This window comes from Bacteroides sp. RTP31139st1_H2_RTP31139_211217, assembly GCF_040227615.1.
Taxonomy (GTDB): Bacteria; Bacteroidota; Bacteroidia; order Bacteroidales; family Bacteroidaceae; genus Bacteroides; species Bacteroides uniformis.
The window spans coordinates 10,526-26,409 of record NZ_JBCNZM010000062.1 but is presented as its reverse complement, the minus strand read 5'-3'; the positions used below and the strand labels follow the sequence as shown (position 1 = coordinate 26,409).

At 47.4% G+C, this 15,884-nt stretch carries 12 protein-coding genes and 2 pseudogenes; 8 read left to right on the top strand and 6 right to left on the bottom strand.

Features of this window, described 5'->3' with window-relative positions:
* A pseudogene (locus tag ABUA47_RS12060) lies at window positions 1–458 on the bottom strand (aspartate-semialdehyde dehydrogenase); the annotation flags it as partial.
* 154 nt (window positions 459–612) lie between these two features.
* Here ABUA47_RS12060 and ABUA47_RS12055 point away from each other — a divergent pair.
* The 3 genes from ABUA47_RS12055 (at window position 613) to ABUA47_RS12045 (ending at window position 4,235) form a co-directional block, all read left to right on the top strand.
* The gene (locus ABUA47_RS12055) at window positions 613–2,742 is read left to right on the top strand and encodes a cation:proton antiporter (RefSeq protein ID WP_035449878.1); all 2,130 of its coding nucleotides are present in this window, start codon (window positions 613–615) and stop codon (window positions 2,740–2,742) included.
* 58 nt (window positions 2,743–2,800) lie between these two features.
* Window positions 2,801–3,511: a ThiF family adenylyltransferase gene (locus ABUA47_RS12050; RefSeq protein WP_005834703.1), complete on the top strand. Its 711-nt coding sequence runs from the start codon at window positions 2,801–2,803 to the stop codon at window positions 3,509–3,511.
* A 64-nt stretch (window positions 3,512–3,575) separates the two neighbouring features.
* Complete coding sequence (locus ABUA47_RS12045; protein ID WP_035449877.1) at window positions 3,576–4,235, top strand: ABC transporter ATP-binding protein; 660 nt, start codon at window positions 3,576–3,578, stop codon at window positions 4,233–4,235.
* Window positions 4,236–4,237: 2 nt separating this feature from the next.
* Here ABUA47_RS12045 and ABUA47_RS12040 read toward each other — a convergent pair whose 3' ends face one another.
* The 3 genes from ABUA47_RS12040 to ABUA47_RS12030 form a co-directional block, all read right to left on the bottom strand.
* Window positions 4,238–6,562, bottom strand: a complete 2,325-nt coding sequence (locus tag ABUA47_RS12040; RefSeq protein ID WP_349831621.1) for a TonB-dependent receptor — start codon at window positions 6,560–6,562, stop codon at window positions 4,238–4,240.
* A 124-nt stretch (window positions 6,563–6,686) separates the two neighbouring features.
* A complete protein-coding gene (locus ABUA47_RS12035) occupies window positions 6,687–7,637 on the bottom strand; it encodes a helix-hairpin-helix domain-containing protein (protein ID WP_005824917.1) in 951 nt (316 codons plus the stop codon).
* Between the two features lie 6 nt (window positions 7,638–7,643).
* Window positions 7,644–9,011, bottom strand: coding sequence for a sodium-dependent transporter (locus tag ABUA47_RS12030; RefSeq protein WP_005834711.1), 1,368 nt, complete (start codon window positions 9,009–9,011; stop codon window positions 7,644–7,646).
* Window positions 9,012–9,114: 103 nt separating this feature from the next.
* Between ABUA47_RS12030 and ABUA47_RS12025 the strand changes: the two genes are divergently transcribed.
* The gene (locus ABUA47_RS12025; RefSeq protein ID WP_005824913.1) at window positions 9,115–9,498 is read left to right on the top strand and encodes a VanZ family protein; all 384 of its coding nucleotides are present in this window, start codon (window positions 9,115–9,117) and stop codon (window positions 9,496–9,498) included.
* Window positions 9,499–9,500: 2 nt separating this feature from the next.
* On the opposite strand, the gene ABUA47_RS12020 is transcribed toward ABUA47_RS12025, so the two are convergent.
* On the bottom strand, window positions 9,501–10,799 hold the full coding sequence (locus ABUA47_RS12020) for a UDP-N-acetylmuramoyl-tripeptide--D-alanyl-D-alanine ligase (RefSeq protein WP_005834715.1): 1,299 nt from the start codon (window positions 10,797–10,799) through the stop codon (window positions 9,501–9,503).
* 184 nt (window positions 10,800–10,983) lie between these two features.
* Between ABUA47_RS12020 and folP the strand changes: the two genes are divergently transcribed.
* The 4 genes from folP to ABUA47_RS12000 all read left to right on the top strand — a co-directional run bounded on the left by folP (window position 10,984) and on the right by ABUA47_RS12000 (window position 15,590).
* Window positions 10,984–11,835, top strand: coding sequence for a dihydropteroate synthase (folP, locus tag ABUA47_RS12015; protein WP_009037766.1), 852 nt, complete (start codon window positions 10,984–10,986; stop codon window positions 11,833–11,835).
* 26 nt (window positions 11,836–11,861) lie between these two features.
* Window positions 11,862–12,626 (top strand): diadenylate cyclase CdaA, encoded by a 765-nt coding sequence (gene cdaA / locus ABUA47_RS12010; protein WP_005824908.1) that lies wholly within the window; start codon window positions 11,862–11,864, stop codon window positions 12,624–12,626.
* Window positions 12,627–12,709: 83 nt separating this feature from the next.
* Window positions 12,710–14,248, top strand: a complete 1,539-nt coding sequence (locus ABUA47_RS12005) for a TldD/PmbA family protein (RefSeq protein ID WP_009037767.1) — start codon at window positions 12,710–12,712, stop codon at window positions 14,246–14,248.
* Between the two features lie 22 nt (window positions 14,249–14,270).
* Entirely contained in the window at window positions 14,271–15,590 is a 1,320-nt protein-coding gene (locus ABUA47_RS12000; protein WP_008662830.1) for a TldD/PmbA family protein, read from the top strand.
* A 2-nt stretch (window positions 15,591–15,592) separates the two neighbouring features.
* Here ABUA47_RS12000 and ABUA47_RS11995 read toward each other — a convergent pair.
* Window positions 15,593–15,884: pseudogene (locus ABUA47_RS11995) on the bottom strand (GNAT family N-acetyltransferase); the annotation flags it as partial.

Here is a 15,884-nt window from a genome sequence, read left to right as displayed (position 1 = left end):
GTAGAAACGTGTACGGTCTTTATATGGGAAAGCTGTTCGATGGCTTTCAGTGCCACTACCATTTGGATAGTAGTACAGTTGGGGTTGGCGATGATGCCGAGAGGACGTTCTTTGGCGTCGGCGGCATTCACTTCGGGCACTACCAAAGGTACATTGTCGTCCATACGGTAAGCGCTGGAATTGTCAATCATCACTGCTCCGTACTTGGTAATGGTTTCGGCAAATTCTTTGGAGGTGCCTGCGCCTGCGGAAGTGAAAGCGATATCAACCCCTTTAAAGTCATCATTGTGTTGCAAGAGTTTCACCTCGATCTGTTTACCGCGGAAGGTATATTTGGTTCCGGCACTGCGTTTAGAACCGAACAATACTAACTCGTCCAACGGGAAATTTCTTTCATCGAGCACTCGCAGGAACTCTTGTCCCACGGCTCCGCTTGCTCCAACAATAGCTACTTTCATTTTTCTTTTGTTTTAAATTAAGTTTATAAAAAAGTGAAATACTATCTCTAAAAAGATAGAATTGGTCGCAAATTTATAACAAAATGCTGTATAACACCGCATAAAGTGAAAAGTTTTTCGTTATTTTGCATTCAAAACCTAAAACTTATAGCCTATGGATTGGTTTGACTTCAGCTTGAAACTTCCCATCACCGACCCTACATGGATATTCCTCCTTGTACTCCTCATTATATTGTTTGCTCCCATATTGTTGAATAAGCTTCGTATTCCGCACATTATCGGAATGATACTGGCGGGGCTTGTCATTGGGGAGCATGGTTTCAATATCTTGGTGCGTGACAGCAGTTTTGAGCTTTTCGGCAAAGTGGGTTTGTATTACATCATGTTCCTTGCCGGTCTGGAAATGAATATGGGGGACTTCAAACAGAACCGGGGCAAAGCGCTTGTTCTGGGGCTCTTGGCTTTTATTGTGCCCATAGGCATAGGCTTGGTAACGAATATAGCTTTGTTGAAGTACGGGGTACTGACCTCTGTCCTACTGGCAAGTATGTATGCATCGCATACACTGGTGGCCTATCCCATCGTGATTCGTTACGGTGTGTCGCGGCATCGCAGTGTGAGTATTGCAGTGGGGGGGACGGCGGTTACGGATACACTCACTTTGCTGGTCCTGGCCGTTGTGGGTGGTATGTTCAAGGGGGAGTCGGACGGCTTCTTCTGGGTATGGCTTGTCATAAAGGTTATCTTCCTGGGTATTTTGATTGTATATCTGTTTCCACGCATAGGCCGTTGGTTCTTCCGGAGGTACGATGACAACGTGATGCAGTTCATATTTGTGCTTGCCATGGTTTTCCTCGGAGCCGGATTGATGGAGTTTGTGGGGATGGAAGGTATCCTGGGTGCTTTCCTTGCAGGTTTGGTTTTGAACCGGCTGATTCCGCATGTCTCTCCGTTGATGAACCATCTGGAGTTTGTGGGCAACGCCTTGTTTATTCCCTATTTCCTGATAGGTGTGGGTATGCTGATTGATGTGCACGTGATTTTCGGTCATGGCGATGCTCTGAAAGTAGCGGCTGTAATGATTGTGGTGGCATTGGCAGGTAAATGGATTGCCTGCTGGCTGACGCAGAAAATATATAAGATGGGAGGGATTGAACGGGAGCTGATGTACGGATTGAGCAATGCACAAGCAGCGGCAACGCTGGCGGCTGTGTTGGTGGGATACAACATCATTCTGCCCAATGAGGAACGCTTGCTGAACGATGATGTTTTGAATGGTACTGTCCTGCTGATTCTTGTAACTTGCATTGTGAGCTCGTTCATTACGGAGCGTGCCGCACGGAAGATTGCCATGGAGGAGGCGCATCTGGAAGAAAACCGCTCCGTGGAAGTGGAGAAGATATTGATTCCGATAGCCAACCCCGATACGATTGAAGACTTGATAAATCTTTCTTTGGTGATACGCGACCCGAAGCAACGGGATAATCTGTTGGCACTGAATGTCATCAACGATGATAGTAGCTCTGAAAGTGCCGAACTACGCGGGAAACGCTATCTGGAAAAGGCTGCCATGATAACGGCCTCGGCAGATGTGCCGTTGAGGCAAATCACGCGTTACGACTTGAATATCGCTTCGGGCATTATCCATACAGCAAAAGAATATGCGGCAACGGATGTCGTTATAGGTCTGCACCGTAAAGTCAATATTGTGGATTCATTCTTCGGTATGCTGACGGAGAATCTGCTGAAGGGCTTGCATCGCGAGGTGATGGTTTCCAAGTTCCTGATGCCCATTAACACAATTAGGCGGGTGATTGTGGCGGTACCTCCGAAAGCCGAGTATGAGGCGGGATTCCTGAAGTGGGTGGAACATTTCTGCCGGTTGGGGAGTACTTTGGGCTGTCGGGTGCATTTTTATGCCAATGAAGAGACTACCGCCCATCTTCAAGGGCTGGTGAAAGCCAAATATGGACAGACATTGACAGACTTTTCCCGCCTGGACGACTGGGGAGACCTGCTGATACTGACCGGACAAGTGAATTTCGACCATCTGCTGGTCATCATCAGCGCCCGCCGCGGCTCCATCTCCTATGACAGCTCCTTCGAGAAGCTACCGGCACAAATCAGCAAGTACTTTGCAAATAACAGCCTGATAGTACTCTATCCCGACCAACTGGGCGAGCCGCAGGATGCGGTATCCTTCTCCAACCCGCGTGGCAACAACGAGTCGCAGCACTACGAGAAGGTAGGCAAATGGTTCTATAAATGGTTCAAGAAGAATTGACGATTGACAATTGATAATTGACAAAAATCTGTGTAAATCCGTGTAATCTGTGGTGAAAATGGAAGATTGGCAACAACGAACGCAACTTTTATTAGGAGATGAAAAAATGGAACGCCTGCGCCGGGCACATGTACTTGTCGTAGGACTGGGTGGTGTAGGTGCTTATGCGGCCGAGATGATATGCCGTGCCGGAGTGGGGCGGATGACGATTGTCGATGCCGATACCGTGCAGCCTACGAATATAAACCGTCAGTTGCCGGCTCTGCATTCTACCCTGGGGCAAAAGAAGGCGGAGATATTGGCATCACGTTTCAGGGACATTAATCCGGCTCTGGAACTGAGAGTGTTGCCCGTATTCTTGAAAGATGAGAACATACCGGAACTGCTGGATGATGCGGCTTATGACTTTGTGGTGGATGCCATCGATACGCTTGCTCCAAAATGCCACTTGATAGCGGAAAGCATGAAGCGGCATATCAAGATAGTGTCCAGCATGGGGGCAGGAGCAAAGAGTGACATTTCGCAAGTGCGCTTTGCCGATATCTGGGATACCTATCATTGCGGGTTGAGCAAGGCTGTGCGTAAGCGTCTGCAAAAAATGGGCATAAAGCGGAAACTTCCAGTTGTTTTCAGCACCGAACAGGCTGATCCGAATGCCGTTTTGCTGACGGACGACGAGATGAACAAGAAGTCCACCTGTGGAACAGTGAGCTACATGCCCGCAGTTTTTGGCTGCTATTTGGCCGAATATGTAATTAAAAGACTATAGTAATAGCACTTGAAAGAAAACTATCAAATAGTAAATAGTAAATTGTCAAATTGTAAATAGCCTAGTGATTCATTTAGAGAATATAACGAAGAGTTTCGGTAACCTGCAAGTGTTGCGGGGTATTGACCTGGAGATAGAGAAAGGGGAGATTGTCAGCATTGTAGGCCCCAGTGGAGCGGGTAAAACTACCTTGCTGCAAATCATGGGTACGTTGGATATGCCGGATGGCGGTTCGGTGGTTATTGACGGTACACGAGTCAACCGTATGAGGGAGAAGGAACTTTCCGCATTCCGCAACCGCCATATCGGCTTTGTGTTCCAGTTCCATCAACTGCTGCCGGAGTTTACGGCTTTGGAGAATGTAATGATACCAGCCTTCATTGCCGGAAGAGGACAGCAGGAAGCCAAGGAGGCGGCTACGGAAATTCTTGAATTCATGGGGCTTGCCGAACGGGCCTCCCACAAGCCGAATGAGTTGTCGGGAGGTGAGAAGCAGCGTGTGGCGGTGGCCCGTGCTCTCATCAATCATCCAGCAGTGGTGCTGGCAGATGAACCTTCCGGCAGCTTGGATACCCATAATAAGGAAGAACTGCACCAGCTCTTTTTTGATTTACGTAACCGTTTCGGACAAACGTTTGTTATCGTAACCCATGATGAAGGACTGGCGCAGCTCACCGACCGGACGATACATCTGATTGACGGGGAAATCAATAAAATGGTCTGAGCCTATTTCCCCGTGCCCATTACTCCCGAGTCATTGTCACTGTTGTTTACCTTCCGCTGTGCTGTCTTGAAACTGCGGCCGAACGAGAAGTTGTAGGAAAAGTTCACCAGGAACATGCGGGAGCTTTCTTTTATATAATTATTTGTCTTGTAGGATGCGAATTTATTCCAGTTTTCGCTTTGTACTTTATAGTTGTCGGTGAAAGGATTGAATGCACCGACTCCTACCCGAAGATTCTTATGCTTGTAATATACAGCTAACATCTGGATGTTTTCTCCTCCCGAGAGGGTTTCTCCCCAGAAATTGTTCCAATTGGTGTTTATCTGCCAGAACAGAGAGAACTGTTTGTAGTTTAATGAGGCTTCTGCCTCACAAAACCAGTTGGTGTAGGTATGCGAGTAGTGATTGCCATGGCTCATGTAATGGTTGACACCGCCCGTAAAAGAAAATTGCAGAATGTCGCGGATGGGTCCTACGCGGAGCATGGCACGCCCGGAGAGTTTCTGCCAATCCTTCTGATTGTCCCAAGTCTGCACTATTTTGTTGCCTTCTTGAATCTTCTCGTCCATAATGGCATTGGGACGATAGTCATAGGCTCCCCATAGATTGGTATAAAAGATGCCTTTTTTCCATTCGTAAGTCAGTTCCGTATGATAGCACATATATGATTTCAGATGCGGGTTGCCACGACGTATCTGGAATGAGTCCACTGCTTGCTCCACATCGCTGAGGTCGCCCAATGAAGGAGAAGCGTTATAGATGTTTCCCTTCCAGCGGAGGTAGGAGTTGTCTGACATGGCATAGTGCAGAACGATACTCGGGTTGAAACTGTAGTTCTCGGTAGATTTGTCCTTGCCGCTCTGATTATAGTAGAAACGAGTCATGGCCACTCCCAGCCGGTAGTTTAGTTTGTCTATCTTTCCACGGTATTCTCCGAATATGTATGTGTTCTCTTGGTGCATATTGGTTTCATAATAATGCCCGTTTCTGTATTCATTGTTAGAGTAGGACTGTGTATGGCTCAGACCGAAGCTCAATGCGTTCCCCTTGGAATATTGCTTCTCATAAATGGCCTCGGCAATCAGGGAGTATTTGTTGCCTCGGATATTGTTGTCAATATCGGTCAATATGTTCCCCGGGGTGCTTTCTTGGTAGAGCCGCTGCGATTTTTCCCGATTATAGGTGCCTACTACATTGAATACCAGGGTTTGCTTGTTTTTCAGATTCTGTTGGTAGTACAAATCCAGTGAGGGACGTGTCCAGCTCTGGTCGGTACGGTCGGTCATGTCTACCACGTCCGTTTCATCATTGGCATTATAGAGAGTTCCTTTATAATCCCAGTGTGGCTGATTGTTTCCTCGAAGGCGGAAGGTGGCGCTGAAAAGGGAATTCTCAGAAGCCTGCAAACTATAATTTACGTTTAGGTTGTGCTGGCACATGGTTGCCTTGCTGGGCTCTCCTTTCTCCAGGCGTCTGAGTGTAGTGCCGTCTGCCAGGTGGAATTCTTCTTCATTGTCGCGGTACATGCCGTTAAAATCCCGCGGTCCCATGTAGTAGGAGAAGCCGAATTCTGATTTTTTATGGTTTACTTTGCCGTACAGATTATAGTTTCCCCACATCGTGTTCAATCCTTGGGAAATGTCGGCACCGAAGTTTCCGCCCGTTTCGGGACGGCGCACTATGTAGTCCAAAACGACTTCGGCATTACCGTAGCGCAGTCCCGGATTGTCATGGTACTCTATACGTATAATGTCGGCAGGGCGAATGGCTTTTATCTCGTCTATTTCGGCTTTGACTCCATTGATGCGTAATTGCAGTTCTCCACCGCCGGACAATCCAATCTCATTGTTCATGGGGTTGACCAGAATACGTGGCAGCATCAGTTCCTGCAACAGATTCACTCCGTTTGTGGAAGTTTTCATTTGTCTTTCGGTTGGGAAAACCAGTTTACGGTCGGCACGGCTGATTTGGCTGGAGCCGGTGATAGTCACTCCTTCCAGTGCGATAGAAGCACTGTCTAATACGATTGGTCCAAGGTCGGTATGGCGCTTTACTCCATTGAGGGTGATGTATCCGGTATTATACCCGATGCTGGAAAGAACAAGTCTGTAATCTCCGGCAGCCGTGTTCTTGAAGATGAATTCTCCTTCTGGACTTGTGGTCACACCGGCGACAAAAGTAGAGTCGATGGTCTGTAATACCACATTGACATACTCTATACTCTTGTCGGAAGCATCGCGGACGGTTCCTTTTATTTCTATTTTTTGAGCAAAAGCATTCTGTGCCATACTGCCCAGCAGCATGGTTATAATCATTAATTTTTTCATATTGATACGATGGTTCTAATCCTTATTGCAGTAGGCCTTCCTGTTTTTAGGGTGTTTCTGCTTGTTAGACGAAATGACTGGTGAAAAGGTTGCATCAGACATTGAAAAATGTTGCATGATGCTGTTATTCAAAGCAAACGTAGTGACTGATTTTCTCCAAATCGGTATCGGAGAATTCCTCGTAAAGTGCAAAAGGTTTCAGACTATGAAGGTCGCCTTTCTTCTTCCGGTATTCTACAAAGGCCTTTGCCTGGTAGAAGTTGATGTAAGGATGGTTACGCAGCCTCTCTATGCTACTACGGTTCAGGTTGATGAGGTGGATGGCCCGGGTGTCGATGGAAAACCAGGACTGCAATTGGGTGGTGTCCAAATGGATTTCTTGTAATTGCGTGATGTTGTAGAATCCTCCCAAGCGTTGCCGATAACCGATGATTAGACGGGCAATGCCACTACCGATGCCTGGTATTTTCTTCAGTTCTGTGGTGTCGGCGCGGTTCAGGTCGACAAGGGTCCCAGACGGATATTTTTCCGGTGCAATTCGGAAAGTAACGGCGCTGTCATTGCTTGCAGGAGAGCTGTATAACTGGACGGTTCTTGTTTCTGTGTCTTCCGGAGTGATGTGGATATAGGGTAGGAGTGTCTGATATTGTTTTTCTGTCATTCCATATATTTTCCGGAAATCTTCTGCCTTATGGAACTTCCCTCCTTTACTACGGTAGCGGAGTATGTTCCGCGCCATCCATCCGGGCAGTCCCAGTCGGCAAAAAATGACGGAGTCGGCGATATTGGGATTGAAACGGGCCAAGGAGACGGTTGTCGGTTGTTTTTGGGAGGAAGGTTTAAGTCTGTTGTCCCATTTTTGTTCCTTTTCTTGTATGGATGCGATGAACGATTCGTATTCTGCCATGGCAGTGGCCTGCCGCCGGATTACTTCATCGGAGAGGGGGCGGTTCTCTCTTTGGTATATATAAATATACCCGGAGAGAAAGACGAGAATAATGCCGGTAATCAAAACCAGTATTCCGCGCCTTTCTCCCCGGGAGAAATAAAGGAATTCTTTAAAGGGGTTCTGCATGATGGCCTATTTCAGAAAACCCAGTTCATTGATAAAAATCAGTGCAATTCCTATCGGAGCAATATATTTCAGGATGAATATCAATAGCTTGTAGACGGATACTTTCAGAGTGCCATTGTTGCTGACTTCTTCCCATACGATTTTCTTGTCCAGATACCAGCCTATGAAGATGGAAATGAAGAAACCGCCTAACGGTAGCATTAGCTTGGCCGTTACAAAGTCGAACAAATCGAATAGGTTTAGCCCGAATACGGTATAGCTTTTGCCGATACCGAGAGACAGTGAGCAGAATACTCCTAAGAAAATACAGCCCGCTGTCACGTATCTGGCTGCCTTGCTGCGTGAGAACTTGAACTCTTCATGTAGATAGGCAGTTACCACTTCGTGCAGGGAAATGGTGGAAGTAAGTGCTGCCAATGCCAGTAGGATATAGAACATCAGAGACAGCAGTATCGCCAGCCAGGGAATATTGCCGAACGCTTGCTGAAAGACATTAGGTAAGGTGATGAATAGCAGACTAGGACCCGCATCCGGTTTGATGCCTACAGAGAAGGCGGCAGGGAAGATGATGAATCCTGCCAAAATGGCTACCATGGTGTCGATAGCCGCCACGTTGAGTGCCGTTTTGGGCAGGTTCGTATCATTGCGGAAGTAAGAAGCGTATGTACAGAGACATCCCATCCCCAAGCTCAAGGAGAAAAATGCCTGGCCCATGGCTCCAAGGAACACATTGCCGTCCACTTTGCTGAAGTCCGGTTTCAACAGGAATTCAATGCCTGCTCCTGCTCCGGGCAGGGATATGGAGCAGATGGCAAGGATTATCAATAGGACAAATAGCATTGGCATCATGATTTTGGCTGATTTTTCAATACCTTTTTCCACTCCTTTGACAATGATGAGATGGGTGGCCAGCAGGAACAGCACCAGCCAGATGACCGGACGCCAGGGGTTGCTGACAAAGCTGTTGAAGGATGCGATGAAATCGGCTGCCGACTTCCCGGCAAAACTGTTGGTAGCCGCTTCGCCGATAAACTCAAGCGTCCATCCTGCCACAACGGAGTAATATCCCAGAATAAGGAATCCGGCCAGTACGCCCATACGTCCTACCCAGCGCCAATGCGTGCCGGGTGCCAATTTCTGATAAGCCCTTGCCGTATTGGCACGCGAGCGCCTGCCGATGAGGAATTCTGCAATCATGATGGGGATGCCGAGAATGAGCACGCAAACCAAGTATACAAGGATAAATGCCGCACCTCCGTGATTCCCGGTCTCAAACGGGAAACGCCAGATATTGCCTAAACCGACTGCGGAGCCTGCCGAGGCAAGTATGACGCCTAATTTGCTTCCGAAGTTGGCTCTGTCACTTTTTGTCATAAAACGTAGATTTTTCTTTCAATTCGTTATTAATACCAGCTAAAACATGCAAATATAGAAAATGTTCTGTACTTTTGCGCACAGTTCGTTGATAATTTGGTATATGCTATATTATATTAAGAAATATCCGGTGTCGCTTTTTATTATTCTGACGGTGATTTATCTTTCATTCTTTAAACCGCCTTCTACAGAAATAAGCAAGATTCCCAATATAGACAAGGTGGTGCATATCTGTATGTATTTCGGCATGTCAGGAATGCTGTGGCTGGAGTTTCTTCGCGCTCACCGGAGAGACAACGCCCCTTTATGGCATGCATGGGCAGGGGCGTTTGTCTGTCCCGTTTTGTTCAGCGGAATGGTGGAGTTGCTGCAAGAATACTGCACGACATACCGTGGTGGAGACTGGCTGGATTTTGCGGCCAATACCACGGGAGCGGTGCTTGCATCAATGGTCGGCTATTTCATTTTAAGGCCAAGGATGAAATAGGATTATAAGTATTCAACTACGGAACTTAGCTTGATGCCGTTCGACCCTTTTATCAGAATTGTTTTCCCGCAAGGTTTCTCTCTTTGCAGCTCTGCGATGAGTGCGGTTACATCGGGATAACTCTGATAAGAGTGGCGTGTGGCGGCAAACAATTCCCCTACAAGAACTACATCCTTGAATCCGCATTCTTCCAGATAGTCTGCAATCTTCTGGTGCTCGTCGGCACTGTCTTTACCCAACTCCCGCATATCTCCCAATATCAACATTTTGTTTTCGGCCTGCATGTTCCGAAAGTTACTAATGGAAGCCATCATGCTTGTGGGATTGGCATTATAGGCATCGATAATCAGAGTGTTGTCCGCTGTTTTTTTCAGTTGTGAACGGTTGTTTTGCGGGGTATATCCGGCCAGTGCCTTGTCTATTTTCTCCGGTTCCACACCAAAAAAATGTCCGATGGTGACAGCTGCCAGAGCATTGGGGAAGTTATATTCACCGATAAGCCGGGTTTGTACTTCGTGATATTTGCTTTCGTTGTCCGTTTTCCACTCGAAGGTGAGGTAAGGAGAATTGCCGGTGACGTGTCCGTTGATGTACAGCCCGTCCTCACTGCCGTAGGCAATCTGGTGGAGTCCGTAGGCTATCTTTTTCAAGTAGGGGTTGTCGTTATGGATAAAGATGGTAGCTTCTTTCCGCGTCCGCAGATAGTCGTACATCTCTCCTTTGGTCTTGATGATTCCTTCAAAAGAGCCGAATCCCTCCAGATGGGCTTTTCCTACGTTGGTAATGATCCCGTAGTCAGGTTCGGCTATCTCTACCAGCTCCTTGATGTCTCCCGGGTGGCTGGCACCCATTTCCACCACGGCAAGGTCGTGTTCAGGGCGCAGGCGAAGCAAGGTGAGGGGAACACCGATGTGATTGTTCAAATTTCCCAAGGTATAGAGCACGTTGTGAGTTTGCGAAAGTACGGTGGACATCAGTTCCTTGGTAGTAGTCTTTCCGTTTGTACCCGTAATGCCGATGATGGGTGTACGCATCTGCCGACGGTGGTAATTGGCAAGTTGTTGCAAGGTTTTCAAGCTGTTTTCCACCACGATGTATCGTGTATCGCCTTCAGGGGCATAGGCTTCTTCGTCCACTATGGCATAAGCACTTCCGCTTTCCAGCGCCCGGGCGGCAAAGGCATTTCCGTTGAACGACTCGCCTTTCAGCGCAATGAATAAAGAGCCTTGGGGGCAGTTACGGCTGTCAGTAGTGACACTGGTGCATGTTAGGAATATCTGATGTATAGCTGTTATATCCATGACTTTATAATTAAATCAATCTGTGTGAATCTGTGTAATCTGTGGTAAACCATCGTGCAAAGATATAGTTTTAATCCTCTCCCTTCCCGGGTACAAGCAAAAAACTTATCAGTTTTATGAGTTTATGTATTTTGAAACCACTTTTTTGTTTACATTTGCAGGTACTATATAGAACAGACTGCCTATGGAAATTACAACTGCCCGATATATAAATGTCAACGGTTCGCTGCTCGACCTCTCTCAACCCCGTGTCATGGGCATACTGAACGTTACTCCCGATTCCTTTTATGCCGGTAGCCGTACACAGACAGAGGTGGAAATAGCACGCCGGGTGAAACAGATAGTTTCGGAGGGAGCGGCCATTATTGACATAGGCGCTTACTCTTCCCGTCCCAATGCCGACAATGTCTCTGCCAGGGAAGAGATGGAACGGTTGCGTATGGGCCTGAAAATACTTTTTGAGATACAGCCGGATGCTGTGGTGTCGGTAGACACTTTTAGGGCGGATGTGGCAAGAATGTGTGTGGAAGAGTATGGTGTTGCCATCATCAATGATATTGCGGCCGGTGAGATGGATGCGAATATGTTCCATACCGTTGCGGCATTGAACGTACCTTATATTATGATGCACATGCAAGGCACTCCGCAAAGTATGCAGCAGCATCCTCATTACGACAATCTTCTGAAAGAGGTTTTCTTGTATTTTGCGCGCAAGGTGCAGCAATTACGTGACTTAGGTGTAAAAGACATCATTCTGGACCTCGGTTTCGGCTTTGGAAAGACAATGGAGCATAACTATGAATTGCTGTCCCATCTGGAAGAGTTCCGTATTTTTGAGTTGCCTTTGCTGGTAGGCGTTTCACGTAAATCGATGATATACCGCTTGTTGGACATTACTCCTCAGGAGGCGCTGAATGGTACTACGGTGCTCGATACCATCTGTTTGCTGAAAGGTGCTGACATTCTCCGCGTACACGACGTGAAAGAAGCCGTGGAAACCGTACGGATTGTGCAAGCCATGCGAAATAATTCCTAATCCCTAACCCCTAATCATTCAATATCGTGTTTTTTGAATTTGGAATAAAAGATTTTATAGATATTCTGTTAGTGGCTTTCTTGCTGTACTATACGTATAAGCTGATGAAAGCCTCCGGCTCTATCAATGTGTTTACGGGTATCCTGGTGTTTATCCTGATATGGCTGGTGGTGTCGCAGGTGCTGGAGATGAAATTGCTCGGCTCCATCTTCGACAAGCTGGTCAGTGTGGGCGTGCTGGCGCTTATCATTTTGTTTCAGGACGAGATACGGCGCTTCTTGCTGACACTCGGCTCGCATCAGCATGCCAGTGCGCTGGTACGCTTCTTCACCGGCAATAAGAAAGAGAAGTTGGAACATGACGACATCATGCCGGTGGTAATGGCATGTATCAGCATGGGGAAGCAGAAGGTTGGTGCCTTGATTGTCATTGAACATAATTTGCCTTTGGATGATGTGGTGCGTACGGGAGAAATTATCAATGCCGATATAAACCAGCGTCTGATTGAGAATATTTTCTTTAAGAACAGTCCGTTGCACGATGGAGCGATGGTTATCAGTAAGAAACGTATCAAAGCGGCGGGATGTATCCTGCCTGTTTCCCATAATCTGGACATTCCTAAGGAACTGGGGCTGAGGCATCGTGCTGCCATGGGAATTTCCCAGGTGTCTGATGCGCATGCTATCATTGTATCGGAGGAGACCGGAGGTATTTCAGTGGCTTATAAAGGACAATTCTATCTGCGCTTAAATGCTGAGGAATTGGAAAGTTTGTTAACAAAGGAAAGCTGAGGTGTGACAAAATCCCCTATTTTTACGTCATATAACTATGATATAAAATAAAAACAATATCTTATAACTAATAACTGAAAAGGATGGATAGACGAAATTTCTTACGGACGGGAAGTCTGGCGATGTTAGGCTCGCTGGCAGTACCCTCGTTGGCTATGCCTGCGTCAGTACGCGGAGCTTTGGGAGGAGCAGATAATCAGTCTGCCGTAGCTTCGGCAATGGCTCACTTTGGCGTGACGGAAGCTGACTTGAAGAAAGTGATGGCTGCCGCTCTGGAAAAAGGCGGAGATTATGCCGACCTCTATTTTGAGCACACGTTTAATAATAGTGTGGTTCTGATGGACGGTAAAGTAAACAATTGTGGAGCCAACATTGACTTCGGTATGGGCGTGCGCGTATTAGCAGGCGACCAGACTGGCTATGCCTATGTAGAAGGCGTGACCGTAGAAGAAATGCTGCGTGCTGCCCGTACGGCTGCCCGTATAGCTTCTTCGGGTAAGGCCGGAAAGCCTGTGGGGCTGACGGAGAAGACGATTGCCAAAAGCCGTTATGCCGTCACCGAACCTTGGGAAGACGTGAGCCTTAAGGCAAAGATTCCTTATCTGGAGAAACTGAACGAAAAGATTTTTTCTCTGGACAACCGGGTGCGCAAGGTCCAGGCGTCTCTTGTAGACAGTACTTCTCATGTCTTATTCTGTAACTCAGAGGGCGTGAGCTACTATGATTACCGCCCAATGGTCTCTTTCATGGCCGTGTGTATTATGGAAGAGAATGGAAAAATGGAGAACGGTTATGCCGGTCGTTCTTACCGCAAAGGGTTTGAATTCATGACGGACGATATTGTGGATACCCTTGCGCGTGAAGCTGTGGATAAGACCTCCATCTTGTTCAAGGCAGTGAAGCCCAAAGGCGGTGAAATGCCTGTCGTGATGGGAGCGGGTGGTTCGGGCATCTTGTTACACGAAGCCATAGGACATGCTTTTGAGGCTGACTTTAACCGTAAGCGTACTTCCATCTTCTGCGACTTGTTTGGCAAGAAGGTGTGCAACGAGCATATCAATGTGGTGGATGATGGTACCATTGCCTTCAACCGCGGAGCCGTGAACTTTGACGATGAGGGTGTGGAAGGCCAGAAGACCTATATTGTGAAAGAAGGTATCCTGACCAGCTATCTGCACGACCGCATCAGTGCCAAGCATTACGGGGTGGCTCCTACCGGAAACGGACGTCGCGATACTTTCCGTAATACTCCTATCCCCCGTATGCGTGCCACTTATATGGAAGCCGGCAATATGAAGGAAGCGGACATTATCTCCACCGTGAAGAAAGGTATCTATTGTGACCAGTTTACCAATGGCCAGGTGCAAATCGGTGCCGGAGACTTTACCTTCTTTGTGAAGTCGGGTTACTTGATTGAGGATGGCAAGCTGACGCAGCCCGTCAAGGATATAAATATCATCGGTAATGGTCCGAAAGCATTGGCTGACATCACGATGGTGGCAAATAACGATAAGATTGACAACGGTACTTGGACTTGTGGTAAAGACGGTCAGTCTTGTCCCGTTACCTGCGGTATGCCATCGGCACTAGTCAGCAAGCTGACTGTAGGAGGAGAAAGTTAATTATCAACTATCAATTAAAGACATGATTACAGACGACAATAAGAAATTGGCACAATGGGCAATGGAATATGCCTTGAAGAACGGTTGCCAGGCAGCCAAACTGGTGCTATATACAAATTCTAATTCTTCTTTTGAACTGCGTGACGGCAAAATGGACCGTTTGCAGCAGTCTACGGAGAATGGTTTGGGATTGAATCTTTATGTGGACGGACGTTTCGGCTCTTTTTCCACCAATCGGCTGGATAAGAAAGAATTGGAAACTCTTATCACGAATGGTATAGAGTCTACCCGCTATCTGGCGGTGGATGAGTCGCGTATGCTGGCCGACCCTGCACGCTACTATAAAGGAGGCAAGCCTGACTTGCAGCTTTTTGATAAGAAACTCTATGAAGTCAACCCGGATGATAAAGTGGCGATTGCCCGTGCTGCTGCAGAGGAGGTATTGGGCAAGGATGAGCGTATCATTTCGGTTGATTCTTCTTATAGTGATGGTGAGGGTTCTTCCTATCGTTTGATAAGCAACGGATTTGAAGGCGAGTCGAAGAGTACCTGGTTCTCTGTCTCAGCCAGTGTATCCATTAAGGGAGAAGGTGAAGCGCGTCCTCAGGATTACTGGTACGACTCGGCTCTGTTCTATGATAAATTGACGAAGGCGGGAATCGGTGCCAAGGCATTGGAACGCGTATTGCGCAAGCTGGGACAGAAGAAAGCAAAGTCGGGTAAATATACAATGGTGGTTGACCCTATGAATGTGGGAAATCTGCTCAGCCCGATGCTAAGTGCATTGTATGGCAGTGCTTTGCAACAAAAGAATTCCTTCCTGATGGACAAGCTGGATACGAAAGTGGCTTCCGACCTCTTCACGTTGCGTGACGAGCCGCATGCTATCGGTGCAAACGGTTCACGCTATTTCGATAATGAGGGTGTGGCTACCGAACCCCGCACTGTTTTTGACAAAGGCGTGCTGAAAACTTATTTCATCGATACCTACAATGGTAAGAAGATGGATATAGCTCCTACTATCAGTGCACCTTCACGTCTAATTCTGACACCGGGCGATAAGGACCTGAACGGATTGGTTGCAGATATTAAACAAGGCATCTTGGTTACGGGCTTCAATGGCGGTAACAGCAATAGCAGTACCGGTGACTTCTCTTATGGTATAGAGGGTTTCCTTATTGAAGACGGCAAGCTGACACAGCCCGTCAACGAAATGAATGTGACGGGTAACATGGTTACTTTATGGAATTCCTTGGTTGCTGTGGGCAATGACCCTCAACCGAACCGTTCATGGCAGATTCCTTCGCTGGTATTTGAGGGAGTCGACTTCAGCGGATTATAATGCTAGTTCAACATCAGGCTCATATATGGGCTTGATGTTGCAAATATTTTTTCGGTGAGTTCACCGATTGTAAGTGCCAAGTGGCTGCCCGGCAGACGCTTGGCACTATTCATATATTTACCATTGTTCAGGTAGTAGTAGCCGTTATTGGCACTGACCTGCTCATCGGTGAGATGAATGCTGAGTTCCAGTTCCGGATGGGCCGTAGCATAGAGTTGCAGCATGGTTTTGGCATTGATGATGCGTGCCATGCCCAAAAGTTGGCTTTCACCGGTAGCGGGAGGAGTGAGAACC

Excerpts from the sequence above, each read along its gene's own strand:
- ABUA47_RS12055 (WP_035449878.1), top strand. The coding sequence starts at position 613 with ATGGATTGGTTTGACTTCAGCTTGAAACTTCCCATCACCGACCCTACA.
- ABUA47_RS12050 (WP_005834703.1), top strand. The coding sequence starts at position 2,801 with ATGGAAGATTGGCAACAACGAACGCAACTTTTATTAGGAGATGAAAAA.
- ABUA47_RS12040 (WP_349831621.1), bottom strand. The coding sequence starts at position 6,562 with ATGAAAAAATTAATGATTATAACCATGCTGCTGGGCAGTATGGCACAG.
- ABUA47_RS12035 (WP_005824917.1), bottom strand. The coding sequence starts at position 7,637 with ATGCAGAACCCCTTTAAAGAATTCCTTTATTTCTCCCGGGGAGAAAGG.
- ABUA47_RS12030 (WP_005834711.1), bottom strand. The coding sequence starts at position 9,011 with ATGACAAAAAGTGACAGAGCCAACTTCGGAAGCAAATTAGGCGTCATA.
- ABUA47_RS12025 (WP_005824913.1), top strand. The coding sequence starts at position 9,115 with ATGCTATATTATATTAAGAAATATCCGGTGTCGCTTTTTATTATTCTG.
- ABUA47_RS12020 (WP_005834715.1), bottom strand. The coding sequence starts at position 10,799 with ATGGATATAACAGCTATACATCAGATATTCCTAACATGCACCAGTGTC.
- folP (WP_009037766.1), top strand. The coding sequence starts at position 10,984 with ATGGAAATTACAACTGCCCGATATATAAATGTCAACGGTTCGCTGCTC.
- ABUA47_RS12005 (WP_009037767.1), top strand. The coding sequence starts at position 12,710 with ATGGATAGACGAAATTTCTTACGGACGGGAAGTCTGGCGATGTTAGGC.
- ABUA47_RS12000 (WP_008662830.1), top strand. The coding sequence starts at position 14,271 with ATGATTACAGACGACAATAAGAAATTGGCACAATGGGCAATGGAATAT.